The organism is Janthinobacterium darwini, from assembly GCF_051380905.1.
GTDB lineage: Bacteria > Pseudomonadota > Gammaproteobacteria > Burkholderiales > Burkholderiaceae_D > Janthinobacterium.
Map to the genome: position 1 here is coordinate 154,411 of NZ_JBNYXX010000001.1, position 14,051 is coordinate 168,461.

At 64.3% G+C, this 14,051-nt stretch carries 10 protein-coding genes; 9 read left to right on the forward strand and 1 reads right to left on the reverse strand.

Going from position 1 to position 14,051, the window contains the following annotated elements:
- Positions 1-93 precede the first annotated feature (93 nt).
- From ACQ4WZ_RS00680 to ACQ4WZ_RS00720, 9 genes are all read left to right on the forward strand, one after another.
- Complete coding sequence (locus ACQ4WZ_RS00680; protein ID WP_436572339.1) at positions 94-1,365, forward strand: ABC transporter substrate-binding protein; 1,272 nt, start codon at positions 94-96, stop codon at positions 1,363-1,365.
- 81 nt (positions 1,366-1,446) lie between these two features.
- Positions 1,447-2,337 carry a carbohydrate ABC transporter permease gene (locus ACQ4WZ_RS00685; protein WP_436572340.1) on the forward strand — a complete coding sequence of 297 codons (891 nt, stop codon included), beginning with the start codon at positions 1,447-1,449 and terminating at the stop codon, positions 2,335-2,337.
- The gene (locus ACQ4WZ_RS00690) at positions 2,325-3,152 is read left to right on the forward strand and encodes a carbohydrate ABC transporter permease (protein ID WP_436572341.1); all 828 of its coding nucleotides are present in this window, start codon (positions 2,325-2,327) and stop codon (positions 3,150-3,152) included. Before ACQ4WZ_RS00685 ends, ACQ4WZ_RS00690 begins: the two co-directional genes overlap by 13 nt.
- A gap of 11 nt (positions 3,153-3,163) precedes the next feature.
- Positions 3,164-4,198, forward strand: coding sequence for an NAD(P)-dependent alcohol dehydrogenase (locus ACQ4WZ_RS00695; RefSeq protein ID WP_436572342.1), 1,035 nt, complete (start codon positions 3,164-3,166; stop codon positions 4,196-4,198).
- Between the two features lie 31 nt (positions 4,199-4,229).
- The gene (locus ACQ4WZ_RS00700) at positions 4,230-5,354 is read left to right on the forward strand and encodes an ABC transporter ATP-binding protein (RefSeq protein WP_436572343.1); all 1,125 of its coding nucleotides are present in this window, start codon (positions 4,230-4,232) and stop codon (positions 5,352-5,354) included.
- A 35-nt stretch (positions 5,355-5,389) separates the two neighbouring features.
- Positions 5,390-6,280, forward strand: coding sequence for an AraC family transcriptional regulator (locus ACQ4WZ_RS00705; protein ID WP_101482540.1), 891 nt, complete (start codon positions 5,390-5,392; stop codon positions 6,278-6,280).
- Positions 6,281-6,297: 17 nt separating this feature from the next.
- Complete coding sequence (gene xylB, locus ACQ4WZ_RS00710) at positions 6,298-7,770, forward strand: xylulokinase (protein WP_436572344.1); 1,473 nt, start codon at positions 6,298-6,300, stop codon at positions 7,768-7,770.
- Between the two features lie 227 nt (positions 7,771-7,997).
- Positions 7,998-9,611: a methyl-accepting chemotaxis protein gene (locus ACQ4WZ_RS00715; protein ID WP_101482538.1), complete on the forward strand. Its 1,614-nt coding sequence runs from the start codon at positions 7,998-8,000 to the stop codon at positions 9,609-9,611.
- Between the two features lie 168 nt (positions 9,612-9,779).
- Positions 9,780-11,594 carry a putative bifunctional diguanylate cyclase/phosphodiesterase gene (locus tag ACQ4WZ_RS00720; RefSeq protein WP_436572345.1) on the forward strand — a complete coding sequence of 605 codons (1,815 nt, stop codon included), beginning with the start codon at positions 9,780-9,782 and terminating at the stop codon, positions 11,592-11,594.
- Here the strand turns inward: ACQ4WZ_RS00720 and ACQ4WZ_RS00725 are convergent.
- The gene (locus ACQ4WZ_RS00725; protein WP_436572346.1) at positions 11,585-14,035 is read right to left on the reverse strand and encodes a TonB-dependent siderophore receptor; all 2,451 of its coding nucleotides are present in this window, start codon (positions 14,033-14,035) and stop codon (positions 11,585-11,587) included. The two genes, ACQ4WZ_RS00720 and ACQ4WZ_RS00725, sit on opposite strands and share 10 nt — an antisense overlap.
- Between the last annotated feature and the right edge of the window lie 16 nt (positions 14,036-14,051).

Genomic DNA, 14,051 nt, shown 5'->3' on the forward strand with positions numbered 1-14,051 from the left:
ACCCGCGCCTTTTGTAGTGGTGGCGCGCCGTCTTTGTTTTTATAGTTGGCATACCGGTGGAAAACCGCCGGACTATAAAAATGGAGACGTGTTATGAAAATCATGACTGCTATTGCATGGGGCGCCCTCATGTCCGCCGGGTTTGCCGACGCTTCGGCGCAAAGCTGCTCGGTGCCCGTCCTCAAGGTGCTGGCGCAAAAAAGCCTGGGCCTGACCGTGATGGAAAAGACCCTGGCCGAGTATGAAAAGAAAAACGGCACCAAGGTACAAATCAGCTATTTCGGCGAAAACGACCGCCGCTCCAAGGCCCGCCTGGACGCTTCCACCAAGGCCGGCTCCTACCAGATCTATTACATCGACGAAGCCAACGTGGCCGAGTTTGCTACGGCAGGCTGGGTCGTGCCCCTGCTCAAATACCTGCCCAAGGACGCCGACTACGACGACTTCCTGCCGGGCCGCCGCGCCGTCGCCTCGTACAAGGGCGTGGCGTATTTCGCCCCCCTGATCGGCGGCAGCGACTTCCTGTTCTACCGCCGCGACCTGCTGGAAAAGGCTGGCATCGCCGTGCCGAAGACGCTCGACGAACTGGTCGCCGCCGTGAAAAAACTCAACAGCCCGCCGAACGTGTATGGCTGGGCGGCGCGCGGCCAGCGCGGCTCGGGCATGAATGTGTGGCGCTGGGCTCCGTTCATGCTTGCCGCCGGCGGCAAGTGGGAAAACAATGGCGTGCCAACCTTCAATTCGCCGCAGGCCGTCAAGGCGACGACCCTGTACCGCGACCTGTTCAAGTATTCGCCTCCCGGTGGCGCCACCTACGACTGGAGCAATGCGCTCGAAGCATTCAGGTCGGGCAAGGTGGCTTTCATGATCGAGTCGACGCCGTTCGCCGACTGGATGGAAGACCCGAAAAAATCCTCGGTGGTCGACAAGGTGGGCTATGTGCGTCCGCCCGCGCCGCTGGCATCGGCCGCATATGGCCACGGCCTGGCCATTTCCGCCACGGGCGCCAAGGATGAATGCACGCGCCAGGCGGCCGGCAAGTTCATCGCGTGGGCCACGGGCAAGGAACAGGAGCAGGCGCGCCTGAAGGACAATGTCTTCAGCGACTACAACCGCAGCAGCACCATCGCCAGCGACTACTTCCGCAAGCACGTCAAGCCGCAAATCCAGGCGGGCCTGACGGACACCACGCCAGTCTCGCGCGTCACCATCTGGCCTAGTCCCGAATGGCCGGACATTGGCGACAACCTGGGCGTCGTTTTAGAGGAGGTGTTTACGGGCACGCGCGGCGACGTGCAGAGCGCTCTCGATGAGGCCAATGAGTACGCCACGGAAGTGATGCAGCGGGCTAGCAAGAGAAAGTAAGCCGCATGCCGTTCAGCCGCCGCCCGCGAAGGCGGCGGCCAGCTTCCCTGTGCCTGACAGTCCGTTGCGAGAGTCTCTCCTATGCCGCATATCATCCGTAAAAAACGCCACACCTGGCTGCCGGCCGTCTTTCTGACGCTGCCGCTGCTGGTCCTGCTGATACTGGGCCTGGTGCCCAGCATCGCCGCCATCAACCTGGCCCTGCAAAACCGCGTGCTGCGCTACAGCGACAGCGACTATGTCGGTTTTGCCAATTTCATCCGCCTCTTCGGCGACCGCCGCTTCGTCAATGCCGTGCAGGTGTCGGCCATCTGGGAAGTGGTGACCGTGGTCGGCTCGCTGATCGTCGGCGTGCTGCTGGCCGTGTTCCTGTTCGAGAGAATCAAGGGACGTACCCGCGATGTCATCGCGCTGCTCCTGATCGTACCCGTGCTGCTGCCGCGCGTCTCGGCCGCCTTTATCTGGAAGTTCATGTATTCGCCGCTGATGGGCATCCTCAACTGGTTGCTGGACTGCGTGGGCCTGGGCGGCACGGCCTTGCTGTCCGACCCCGCCACGGCCCTGTACGCGGTGGCGCTGGTCGACATCTGGCAATGGGGCCTGTTCTTCGGCGCCGTCATCCTGAAGCTGCTGGAAACCCTGCCTGGCGAACCGCTGGAAGCGGCGCGTCTCGATTACGCCAGCACCCTGCAGGTGTATGCGTACATCGCGCTGCCGATGCTGAAGGTACCCATCATGAGTCTGGTGTTCATCAAGATGGTCGAGTCGCTGCGCTCGTTCGACCTGATCTACGTGATGACCAAGGGCGGCCCCGGCATCTCCACCGAAACCCTGGATATGTACGCGTATGCGCAAGGCATCGGCCTGATGGGCAAGGTGTCGTACGCGTCCAGCATGGCCGTGCTGATGATGCTGGCCACGACTGTCATCTTCACTTTACTCTGGAAGCGGGTCGCCAAATGGGAAAACTGACTATCCGGCGCGGCGTGGACCATGCCGCCACCACGGCCATTACCACCGCCATCGTGCTGGTGGCGCTGTTCCCCATCCTGTGGGCCGTGCTCAATTCCTTCAAGGAGCTGATGGACATCGTCACGCCCGTGCCGCGTTTTTTCTTCAGCCCCACCCTGGCCAATTACCAGCAGGTGCTGGCCAGTCCGGAAGTGCTGACGGGACTGGGTAACAGCGTGGCCATCGTCGGCGTGGCCGTGCTGCTGGGTGCCGTGCTGGGCGTACCGGCCGCGTATGCGCTTGCCCGCTATCCGATTCCGGCCAAGAAGGATATCCAGTTCTTCCTGCTGTCCCTGCGCTTTCTGCCACCCGTGGCCGTCGCCATTCCGCTGATCTCGATCTGGATCGACCTGGGGCTGTACGACTCGCGCCTGTCGATGGTGGTGACGTATCTGCTGGTGACCCTGTCGACCATCATCTGGCTGTCGATTCCCGCGTTTGCCCGCATCCCGAAGGAGATCGAGGAAGCGGCCGCGCTCGATGGCTACGGCCCTTATCAGGTGTTCTGGTATGTGGCCCTGCCGGTGGCGTCGAAGTCCCTGATGGGCGGCATCGTCTTCAGCTTCGTGCTGGTCTGGAATGAACTGATGATCGCGCTGGCGCTCACCTCGTCGAAAAGCATGACCCTGCCCGTGGTGGCATCGGCCTTTACCTCGATGGGCCAGGAAGTGCCGTGGGGCGTGGTGAACGCGTCCACCGTGCTGCTGGCGCTGCCGCCGCTGCTGTTCGTCGGCATCCTGGGACGCCTGCTCAACTCCATGCTCAAACATAAATAAGGAAATCAATCATGCAAGCACTCGTCCTGGAACAAGCGCATTCCATCACCCTGCGCGATATCGACCTGCCGCTCGCGGTCGGCCCGCGCGATGTGAAAATCAAGATCCACACGGTGGGCATCTGCGGCAGCGACGTGCATTATTTCAAACACGGCAAGATCGGTCCCTTCGCCGTCGAAGCGCCGATGGTGCTCGGTCACGAGGCTGCCGGCGTGGTGGCGGAAGTGGGACAGGAGGTGACGCACCTGAAAGTGGGGGACCGGGTCTGCATGGAGCCGGGCGTGCCGCAGTTCGATTCTCCAGCCACCATGCGCGGCCTGTACAACCTCGATCCGGCCGTGCGCTTCTGGGCCACGCCACCCATCCACGGCTGCCTTACGCCTTATGTCGTGCATCCGGCCGCATTTACCTTCAAGCTGCCCGACAGCGTCAGCTTTGGCGAAGGCGCCATCGTCGAACCGCTGGCCATCGGCTTGCAGGCAGCCAAGAAGGCGGCCATCAAACCGGGTGACGTGGCGGTGGTGATTGGCGCCGGCACCATCGGCGCCATGAATGCGCTGGCCGCGCTGGCAGGCGGCTGCTCGCGCGTCATCCTGGCCGACCTGGTACCGGAAAAACTGGCCCTGTTCGCCGGCAATCCTGCCGTGACTACGGTCGACGTGCGCCAGGCCAGCCTGGCCGACACGGTGCGCGACCTGACGGAAGGCTGGGGCGCCGACATCGTTTTCGAGGCCAGCGGCAGCATGCGCGCCTACGACAATATCGTCGACCTGCTGTGCCCGAACGGTTGCCTGGTGCTGGTCGGCATGCCGCCCGAGAACGTGCCTTTCGACATCGTCGCCATCCAGGCCAAGGAAGTGCGTATTGAATCCGTCTTCCGCTACGCGAACATCTTCCCGCGCGCCATCGCCTTGCTGGCCTCCGGCAAGATCGACGTGAAGCCCTTCATATCGCGCACCTTCGGCTTTGCCGATGGCGTGCAGGCGTTCGAGGAAGCGGCCAAGGGCCATCCGCACGACGTCAAGATTCAGATCGAACTGGCTTGAGCCAGTCACTCAGTACACTGGAGACAACACCATGGCAAACATCGCTTGCAGGCAGCTGCACAAGACTTATGATGAGAAAACGGCCGTGCTGCAGCCGTTCGACCTGGAGATAGCCGACGGCGAATTCATCGTCCTGCTGGGGCCATCTGGCTGCGGCAAGTCGACCCTGCTGCGCATGATCGCCGGACTGGAAGACATCAGCGGCGGCGAGCTGCACATCGGCGGCACCATCGTCAACGATTTGCCGCCTCGTGCGCGCAACGTGGCGATGGTATTCCAGAACTACGCCTTGTATCCGCACATGACGGTGTACGAGAACATCGCCTTCGGCCTGCGCCGCCTGAAGGTGCCGAACGACGAGATCGAGCGCCGCGTGCGCGAGGTGGCGGCCATTCTCAGCCTGGACAGCCTGCTCGAGCGCAAGCCGCGCGCCATGTCGGGTGGCCAGCAGCAACGCACGGCGATTGCGCGCGCCATGATCAAAACGCCGCAGGTCTTTCTGTTCGATGAACCGCTGTCTAACCTGGACGCCAAGCTGCGCGCGCAGCTGCGCGCCGACATCAAACGCCTGCACCGACGCCTGCGCACCACCACCCTGTACGTCACGCACGACCAGCTCGAGGCCATGACCCTGGCCGACAGGGTGGTGCTGATGAAGGGCGGGCATATCGAGCAGATCGGCACGCCAGCGGAACTGTACAACCATCCGCGCACCCTGTTTGCGGCAGGCTTCATCGGCACGCCAGCCATGAACTTCATCGATGGCGTCGTCGAAAAAGACGGCGGGCAAACGGTGCTGGTGTGCGCCGGCTACCGCTGGCCATTGATTTCGTCACGCTTCGCGGCTTTGTCGACAGGCACGCGCGTGGTCTTCGGCCTGCGCCCGAACCACTTGCGTGCGGCGCTGGCGCAAGAGCAGGCAGGCACGCATGGCCTGTCGTGCGTGATTGACCTGGTCGAGCTGCTGGGCGCCGAAGCGCTGATCAGCTTTCAGTGCGGCGCCTTGAGCCTGTCGGCGCTGCTGCCGGCGAATGCGGCCAACAGCGCGGCGCAGGTGGGGCAGACCCTGGCGCTGGCCTTCGATGAAGAGCACGTGCATCTGTTCGATGCCGACAGCGGGCTGGCAGTTGCGCTCAGTGCTCAACTAAGTGGTTAGAATAGCTGGCACCGAGACTGTGCAAGGGAACTGCCGTGACGCCTGACCTGGAACTGATCCACAAACCGATCCACGAATCGTTTCGCGCATGGGCGCACGGCTTTCCGCATACCGTGGCGAAATGGCATTTTCATCCTGAATACGAACTGCACTTCATCATCACGTCGAACGGCAAATTTTTTATCGGCGACCATATCGGCAGTTACGGGGCGGGCAATCTAATCTTGACAGGTCCGAACCTGCCGCACAACTGGGTCAGCGAACTTCCGGAAGGCGTGGTCTTGCCCGAGCGCGACCTGGTGCTGCAGTTTTCCGGCGACTTCATCGAACGTTGCGCGCTGCTGTTCCCGGAAATGGCGCCCCTGAAAACCCTGCTGGGAGAGGCTGGCAGGGGCTTGCAATTTCCCGATGCGCTTGGCCTGCGCCTGGTGCCGCTGATGAAGGAATTGACGACGGCGCAGGGCTTGCGCCGGGTCGAACTGTTTACGCGCCTGTTCGGCGAGCTGTGCGACTGCCGCGAGCGGCGGCCCCTGGCCAGCGTCACTTACCTGGCGCAGGCGGGCCGCTATATGTCATCGACCATCAACCTGGTGCTGGCCTATATCAAGCAGAACATCACGCTCGATTTTTGCGAGCAGGATGTGGCCGACGTGGCGGAGATGAACACGCTCAAGTTCACGCGTTTCTTCCGCAAGCATACGGGCACCTCGTTCATTCAATACGTGAATCAGGAGCGCATCGCGCTGGCCTGCGAGCTGCTGATGAACACGGACATGAAGGTCACCGATATCTGCTACCGCACGGGATTCAACAACCTTTCCAATTTCAACCGTCAGTTCTTGGCCCACAAGCAGATGTCGCCGTCGAAATTCCGCTCCTGCCTGCTGATGAACATGCCCGAGCCGTCCGGCGACGGCCATTCTTAACTTTCTCTTGGAATCAAATGACTTATCTCGGTATCGATATCGGCACTTCCGAAGTCAAGGCCATCCTCACCGATGACGCCCAAGCCATCCTTGCCAGCGCCGGCGTGACCCTGCGCGTGTCGAGTCCCCATCCCGGCTGGTCGGAGCAAAATCCCGAAGACTGGTGGCACGCCACCCTGGACGTCATCGCCGCCATCCGCGCCGCGCAGCCGGTGGCGTTTTCCGGCTTGCGCGGCATTGCCCTGTCGGGCCAGATGCATGGCGCCACCCTGCTCGACAAGCAGCAGCACGTGCTGCGCGCGGCCATCCTGTGGAACGATACGCGCGCCTTTGCCGAATGCGTGGAACTCGAGGCGCTGGTGCCCGAGTCGCGCGCCATTACGGGCAATCAGGCCATGCCGGGTTTCACGGCGCCCAAGCTGCTGTGGCTGCAAAAATACGAGCCGTCGCTGTTCCGTGCCACGGCCAAGGTCTTGCTGCCCAAGGATTACGTGGCGCTGCGCCTGACGGGCGAGTATGTGTCCGACATGTCCGACGCTTCCGGCACACTGTGGCTGGACGTGGCCAAACGCGACTGGTCCGAACGCATGCTGGCCGCCACGGGCCTGACGCGCGAGCATATGCCGCGCCTGGTCGAGGGTAGCGCCGCCGCGGCGCAGGTGCGCCCGGCCCTGTGCCAGGAATGGGGCATCGCGCACACGGTAGTGCTGGCCGGCGGCGCGGGCGATAACGCGGCGGCCGCCGTGGGCCTGGGCGTGGTGGAGCCGGGCGCCGGACTGCTGTCGCTGGGGACCTCGGGCGTGCTGTTCGCCGGCAGCGATGGCTTTGCGCCCAATCCGGGCCAGGGCGTGCACGCGTTCTGCCATTGCCTGCCCGAGCGCTGGCACCAGATGAGCGTGATCCTCAGCGCCGCATCCAGCCTGAGCTGGGTGGCGCGGCTGACGCAGTCGTCCGACATCGGTGAACTGGCGACCCTTGCCGAAGGCGTCGAGGCGCGCATGGCCCCCATCTTCCTGCCGTATTTGAGCGGCGAACGCACGCCGCACAACGACGCCACGGCGCGCGGCGTGTTCTTCGGTTTGTCGACGGAACACGGGCGCGCGGAACTGGCCTACAGTGTGATGGAAGGCGTGGCCTTTGCCATGGCCGACGGCAATGCGGCCCTGCGCAGCGCCGGCACGCTCCTGGAAGAAGCGTCGTTCGTGGGCGGCGGTTCGCGCAGCCGTTTCTGGGCCCAGTTGTGCGCGAATGCCTCGGGCTTGAACGTGCTGCGCCACGACCATGGCGTGGCCGGCGGCACCCTGGGCGCGGCGCGCCTGGCGCAGATGGCGGTGACGGGCTTGCCTCCCGCGCAGGTGTGCACGCGTCCGCCCGTGCAGGAAACGATCGCGCCGCAAGCCTCCGCCTTGCTGGACGATAGGCTGGCGCGCTACCGGCGGTTATACCCGCTGCTGCGCGAGGAATTCGCGGGAGCGGCCGTGGCGCGCTAGCGTAACCGGCAAGATTGCCGGCCCGGCCATGCTGCGCGTCCTGCAATATGGCCAGACAGTCAACCTTCTCATGTAATTTGTTGTTTCTATGCTGAAAGTGTTTCTCTAGCGAAAGCGCCGCTTGGTTTTTCACGGGGCACGCTGCATGATTTCCCCATTTGGTGAGAATTGGATAGTTTTTGGCAGCGCCGTTGTTGCCATCCTGTTCTTGTCGTTTGGAGAAACACATGCAACTTGCGAATTTGAAAATCTCCGTCCGCCTGGGTCTGTTGGGCGCCTTCTTCTTTCTTGCGCTGGTGTTCGTTGGCGTGCGCGGCTGGAGCGCGCTCGACGCGGCCAGCGCGCGCAGTGCGGATGCCATGCAGCGCTCCGTGGCCCTGACGGAAGCGGTCGACGCGGCGCGCAGCGCGCAGGTGGAATTCAAGATCCAGGTGCAGGAATGGAAAAACATCCTGTTGCGCGGCGGCGATGCGGCCGCCTTCCAGCGCTACCGCGAAGCGTTTGTGGCCAGCGGCGCGCAGACGCGCAAGGAACTGGCCGGCCTGCAGGCGATGATGGCCGCGTTGCATCTCGATACGGCGCCCGTGGCGCAAGCCATGCAGGCGCACGACGCGCTGGGCGTGAGCTACCTGGCGGCGCTGCAGCAGTATGACGGCGCGCGCGCCGACAGCGCCCACACGGTCGATGCGCTGGTCAAGGGCATGGACCGCGAACCGACGCGCCAGATCGACGCCATCGTCGCCACGATCGGCAAGCAGTCGCACAGCCTGATGGCGCAGATGAAGGAGCAGGATACGGCCGCGCACCGCAGCGCCAGCATCGCCATGCTGGCAACCGTGCTGGTGACCCTGGTCGTGGGGTCTATCACCGTGTGGTGGCTGATCCGCAGCATCACGGTGCCGCTGGGTGCGGCCGTCGGCATCGCCCAGCAAGTGGCGGCTGGCGACTTGCGCGCCGTCGTGGCCGACAGCAGCCGTGATGAAATCGGCGACCTGCTGCGTGCCTTGAAGGCAATGAGCGGCAACCTGGCCGATATCGTGGGACGGGTACGGGCCGGTACGGACGCCATCGCCACGGCGTCGAGCGAAATTGCCAGCGGCAACATGGACCTGTCTTCGCGCACGGAGGAACAGGCCAGTTCGCTGGAAGAAACGGCCGCTTCGATGATCGAGCTGACCTCCACCGTGCGGCAGAATAACGACAACGCGGACCAGGCGCGCCAGCTTGCCGGCGGCGCGTCCGACGTGGCGCAGCGCGGTGGCGAGGCCGTGGCGCAGGTGGTGCAGACCATGAGCCATATCAATGCCTCGTCGAAGCGCATCGTCGACATCATCGCCGTCATCGACGGCATCGCTTTCCAGACGAATATCCTGGCCTTGAATGCGGCAGTGGAAGCAGCGCGCGCGGGCGAGCAGGGACGCGGCTTCGCCGTCGTTGCCACCGAAGTGCGCAGCCTGGCGCACAGGTCGGCCGCGGCGGCCATGGAAATCAAGCAGCTGATCGGCGAATCCGTGCGCACGGTGGAAGAGGGCAGCGTGCTTGCCGGCCAGGCGGGGCGCACGATGGATGACGTGGTCAGTAGCGTGCAGCGCGTGAACGCCATCATCGGCGAGATCGCCGTGGCCAGCGTGGAGCAGCGCGATGGCATCGAGCAGATCAGCATCGCCATCAGCCAGATGGATGGCGTGACGCAGCAGAACGCGGCTCTGGTGGAGCAGGCTGCCGCCGCTGCGGACGCGCTGCAGCAGCAGGCAGCCAGCCTGGCTGACGCTGTCAGCATCTTCAAACTGCATGCTGTTCCCGGCGTCGCTGCGCCGGCCCGGAGGCTTTCGCTGAGCTGACGCTGGCCCGTCCCGCAGCGCTTGATGCCAGTCAAGCGGTGCCCGATCAGGCAAAAAATTCGGCGAAATTCTTATACTATTTCCTTTCCGCATGGATCTGCGCCCGGCCGCATGGCGCGCGTTGCAAAGGAAAACCATGTTCCTCACTTTCCGTCTGCCGGGTGACGCATGACGGCGCTGCTGCTGGCGCTGTGCCTGGCCCTTGCCGTGGTGCTCAGCGTGCTGCTGGCCTGCCAGTGGCATGCGGCGCGCGCCTGGCGCATGCACCAGGCGAATGGCGTAGTGCTGCAGGCGGCGCAGGCGCAGCCCATGGCAGATGCGCTGGCGCTGCTGCACGCGCTGCCGGCGGCTGTCATCGGCACCGACCACGACGGCGTGGTGCAGTACCTGAATCCCCGCGCCAGCGCCATCGGTGGGCTGCTGGGCGGCGATGGCCTGGGCCAGCCCGTGACGGAGCTGCTGCCGCTGTTCCAGGACGGCACGCCCATCGATGCGGCGCGCCAGGTGCGCGAGTGCGTGGCGCAGCAGGAAGTGCTGGAAGTGGCGCGCGGCGCGGTGCTGCTGCGCCATCTCGATGGCAAGCGCATTGACGTGCAGTACAGTTGCGCGCCGCTGGCGCAGCGGGGTGCCGTGCTGCTGCTGCACGATGTATCGGCCCGCCGGCGCGCCGAGCAGCAACTGGAATTCATCGCCCACCACGACGGCCTGACGGGTTTGCCGAACCGCCTGCATTTCCAGATCCGCTTTGAGCACGGCATCGCCTACGCGCGCCGCCACCAGGGCTTGCTGGCCGTGCTGTTCATCGACATCGACCGCTTCAAATCCATCAACGATAGTCTGGGGCACGACGTGGGCGACCAGGTGCTGACGGAGTTCGCGCGTCGGGTGCAGCAGTGCGTGCGCAAGGTCGATACGGTGGCGCGCCAGGGCGGCGATGAATTCATCATCCTGCTGACGGAACTGCGCACGGCGCACGATGCCGAGCGGGTGGCCGAAAAAATCGTCGCCGCCATCGCCGCGCCCTTCGTCATCAGCGAATACAGTCTGTCGGTGGCGGCCAGCGTGGGCGTGGCCCTCTACCCGGAAGATGACGACGACGTCAATGCACTGATCGAAAAGGCCGACCTGGCCATGTACGCGGCCAAGCGCCATGCGCCGGGTACTTGTTTGCGTTACGCCGTGCGCATGCAGACGCAGTCGTATTCGCGCACCATCCTCGAGACGGCCCTGCGCCATGCGCTCGAACGCAAGGAATTCGCCCTGTTCTACCAGCCGCGCATGGACCTGAAGACGCGCAGGATCACGGGAGTGAAGGCGTTGCTGCGCTGGAAGCACCCGGAACTTGGACTGATGATGCCGCTCGATTTTTTGCCGGTGCTGGAAGAAAGCGCCTTGATCCTGCCGGTGGGGGCCTGGGTGATGGCCACGGCGGTGGAACAGGCACGCAGCTGGATGGCGCAGGGGCAAGTGTTAACGGTGTCCGTCAGCCTGTCGGCGCGCCAGTTTTACCAGCGCGATATTGCGCGCAATTTCGCCGCCGCGCTGGAGGCGGCCGGCGTGCCGGGACACTGCATCGAGCTGGAAATCGCCGCCGGCATCCTGATCGACCGCAACCAGAACTGCGAACTGATATTGCGCCAGTTCCGCCAGCTGGGCATGGCGATTGCCATCAGCGACTTTGGCACGGGCGACGCGTCGCTCAACTACCTGAAACGCTTTCCCACGGATGCCGTGAAGATCGAAAAGTGCTTCGTCGACGACCTGGGCAAGCCGGGCGACGACAGCGCCATGGTGCGCGCCATCGTCGCGATGGCGCGCACGCTCGGATTGCGTACCATCGCCAGCGGCGTGGAAAGCGGCGCGCAGCTGGAACTGCTCGCCGGGATGGGCTGCGACGAGGCGTTTGGCTATTTTCTCGGCCGCGCCATGGCGCCCAAGGGCATCGAGGCGCTGCTCAAAAGTAGTGAAGTCATTCAGAATTGATAGCGCAGCGACAGCATGGCGTTGCGCGGATCGCCGTAATAGCCGCCCATGCCCGTCGAGTAGTACTTTTTGTCGAAGACGTTATTGACGTTCAGGGTCGCCACAAGCTGCGCACTGACCTGGTACTGCGCCATCAGTCCCGCCACCGCATACGCCTTTTGCGTGAAGCGTTCGCCATTCGGCCCGCGGTCATCCATGTAGATATCGCTCTGCCAGTTCACGCCGCCGCCCAGCACCAGGCCAGGCACGCCCTGCGCCAGGCGCCAGATGGTCCACAGCTTGGCCATGCCCTGCGGCTGGCTGGTCTGGATGCGCGCGCCGGCAGCATTGCGGATGCGGCTGTAGGCATAGCTGGCCGTCAGTTGCCAGTCGGGGCGCAGCTGGCCCGAGACTTCCGCTTCGAAGCCGCGCGTGGTGGCGCCCTTGACCGTGTGATAGGCGTAGGAACCGCCGCCCGTGCCGATGATCCAGACATTGCCCGGATCGGCTTCGGCCAGGTTTTCCTGTTTCAGCTGGAAGAGGGCGGCACTGGTGGTGAGCTTGCCGCCGAAGAATTCGCCCTTGGCGCCCACTTCGTAGTTCTTGCCTTCGAGCGGCGCCAGGAAGCGGCTGTTGACGTCGCGCTGGCTTTGCGGCGTGAAGATGCTGGTGTAGCTGGCGTAGGCCGACCAGTGCTGGCCCAGGTCGTAGACGAGGCCTGCATACGGCGTGATCTTGCCGTTTTCGCGCATCGCATCGTACAGGTCCGTGTCATTGAAATGGTCGCTGCGGATGTCGCGCTTCCAGTACGACAGGCGCGCGCCGAGGATCACCGACAGCGCATCCGTCGGGCGCAGGCGCAGGGTCGAATACAGGCCGCTTTCCCGTTCCTTGTCGTACGAACTGCCCAGACGCGTGCCGCTGTAGTCGGGCACCGGCATATCGCCATTCCAGGCGTGGATATCTGGCACCGTGTAGTCATAGCCATCGAGGCGCCAGCCCGGATAGATGGGGCTGTTCGTCTTGAGTTCCGAGGCGCTCACGCCCAGCACCAGTTCATGCTGGCGGCCGAAGGCCTGGAACGGGCCGCTGACATAGGCGTCGAGCGAGGTCTGTTGCGGCTTGCTGTGCCAGTTGGCCAGCCACAGCCGCATGCCGCCGCCCGTCACGCGGTCCGGGTAGCCATTGCCGGAAAAGCCCTGCAAGGCATCGTACTGGTTGCTGCTGCGGCTGACTGCGACCTTGGCGATCCAGTCGTTGTCGAAATAGTGGTCGAGCGTGGCGAACAGCATGCTCTGTTCGCGCTCGTACGTGCTCCACGCGGCCGTGCCGTTCATCGAGCGGGGGAAGCGCGTCTGCGAGCCGTCGGCATAAAACATGGGGAAGTCGCGGCCCGCGCCCTTGAGCTTTTCCTGTTGATAGTTGATGCCGGCGCTGAGCACTGTCGATGGCGTCAGGTCCGCTTCGACGATGGCGTACAGCACGTCCTTCTTCTGCTGGTAGCGGTCGATGAACGAGCGCTGGTCTTCATGCGCGGCGACGACGCGCGCGCGCACCTTGCCGTCCGACGTCAATGGTGTCGAGACATCGCCTTCGACGCGGTAGCGGTCCCACGAACCGAGCTGCGCGCCGGCCGTGGCGGCAAAGCTGCGGCCCGGGCGCTTGCGCACCAGGTTGACGGCCGCCGACGGGCTGCCCGTGCCGCTGATCAGGCCCGTCGCGCCGCGGATGATTTCGACCCTGTCGTAGATGGCCATGTCGTAGGTGCGTGCTTCCAGGTTCTTGCTGGTCGGGATGCCGTCGAACATGTACGACGTCACTTCAAATCCCCGTGAAAACACCTGGTCGTATTCGCGCGTGCTCGACGAATGGTCGACCGTGATGCCGGGCGCCTGGACCAGCACGTCCTGCAAGGTACGCAAGCCCTGGTCGTCGATCTGCTGGCGCGTGATGACGCTGACCGCCTGCGGCGTTTCGCGCAGCGACAGGTTCAAACGCGTGGCGCTGGTCAGGCCTGCGTAGCCGCGCTTGCCTTCCGTGGTGCCGTCGCGCAGGGCGCTGGAGCTGACGGCTACTTCGTCCAGCGTGGCGGCGATCGGCGCGCCGTGCGATGCAGCGCCCGCCTTGCGCAGCACGTAACTGCGCTCTCCGCTGGGCAGCGCCTCCAGTCCTGTGCCGGTTAGCAGGCGGGCCAGTGCCTGCGGCACCGTGTAGCTACCGTTCAGGCCTGGCGTGCGCATGCCTTGCAGCAGTTCGGCCGCCGCGCCCACGCTCACTTTTGCTTCGATGGCAAAGCTGGCGATGGCGGCGGACAGCTCGCCCGGCGGCACGCTGAAACTGATTTGCGTGCTGGCTGGGGCGGTGGCGGAAGCTGCCGCCAGGGCCGGCGCCTGCGCCAGCGACAGCAAGATCACGGCGCTGCCGATGGTGCGCGCGAGGGGAGTCAAACGGGGTGGGTGCATGGTCTGGCCTTTCCGG

What these genes read in the sequence shown, in the direction of transcription:
- ACQ4WZ_RS00695 (WP_436572342.1), top strand. Translation starts at nt 3,164, where the DNA reads ATGCAAGCACTCGTCCTGGAACAAGCGCATTCCATCACCCTGCGCGAT.
- ACQ4WZ_RS00685 (WP_436572340.1), top strand. Translation starts at nt 1,447, where the DNA reads ATGCCGCATATCATCCGTAAAAAACGCCACACCTGGCTGCCGGCCGTC.
- xylB (WP_436572344.1), top strand. Translation starts at nt 6,298, where the DNA reads ATGACTTATCTCGGTATCGATATCGGCACTTCCGAAGTCAAGGCCATC.
- ACQ4WZ_RS00720 (WP_436572345.1), top strand. Translation starts at nt 9,780, where the DNA reads ATGACGGCGCTGCTGCTGGCGCTGTGCCTGGCCCTTGCCGTGGTGCTC.
- ACQ4WZ_RS00725 (WP_436572346.1), bottom strand. Translation starts at nt 14,035, where the DNA reads ATGCACCCACCCCGTTTGACTCCCCTCGCGCGCACCATCGGCAGCGCC.
- ACQ4WZ_RS00700 (WP_436572343.1), top strand. Translation starts at nt 4,230, where the DNA reads ATGGCAAACATCGCTTGCAGGCAGCTGCACAAGACTTATGATGAGAAA.
- ACQ4WZ_RS00715 (WP_101482538.1), top strand. Translation starts at nt 7,998, where the DNA reads ATGCAACTTGCGAATTTGAAAATCTCCGTCCGCCTGGGTCTGTTGGGC.
- ACQ4WZ_RS00690 (WP_436572341.1), top strand. Translation starts at nt 2,325, where the DNA reads ATGGGAAAACTGACTATCCGGCGCGGCGTGGACCATGCCGCCACCACG.
- ACQ4WZ_RS00680 (WP_436572339.1), top strand. Translation starts at nt 94, where the DNA reads ATGAAAATCATGACTGCTATTGCATGGGGCGCCCTCATGTCCGCCGGG.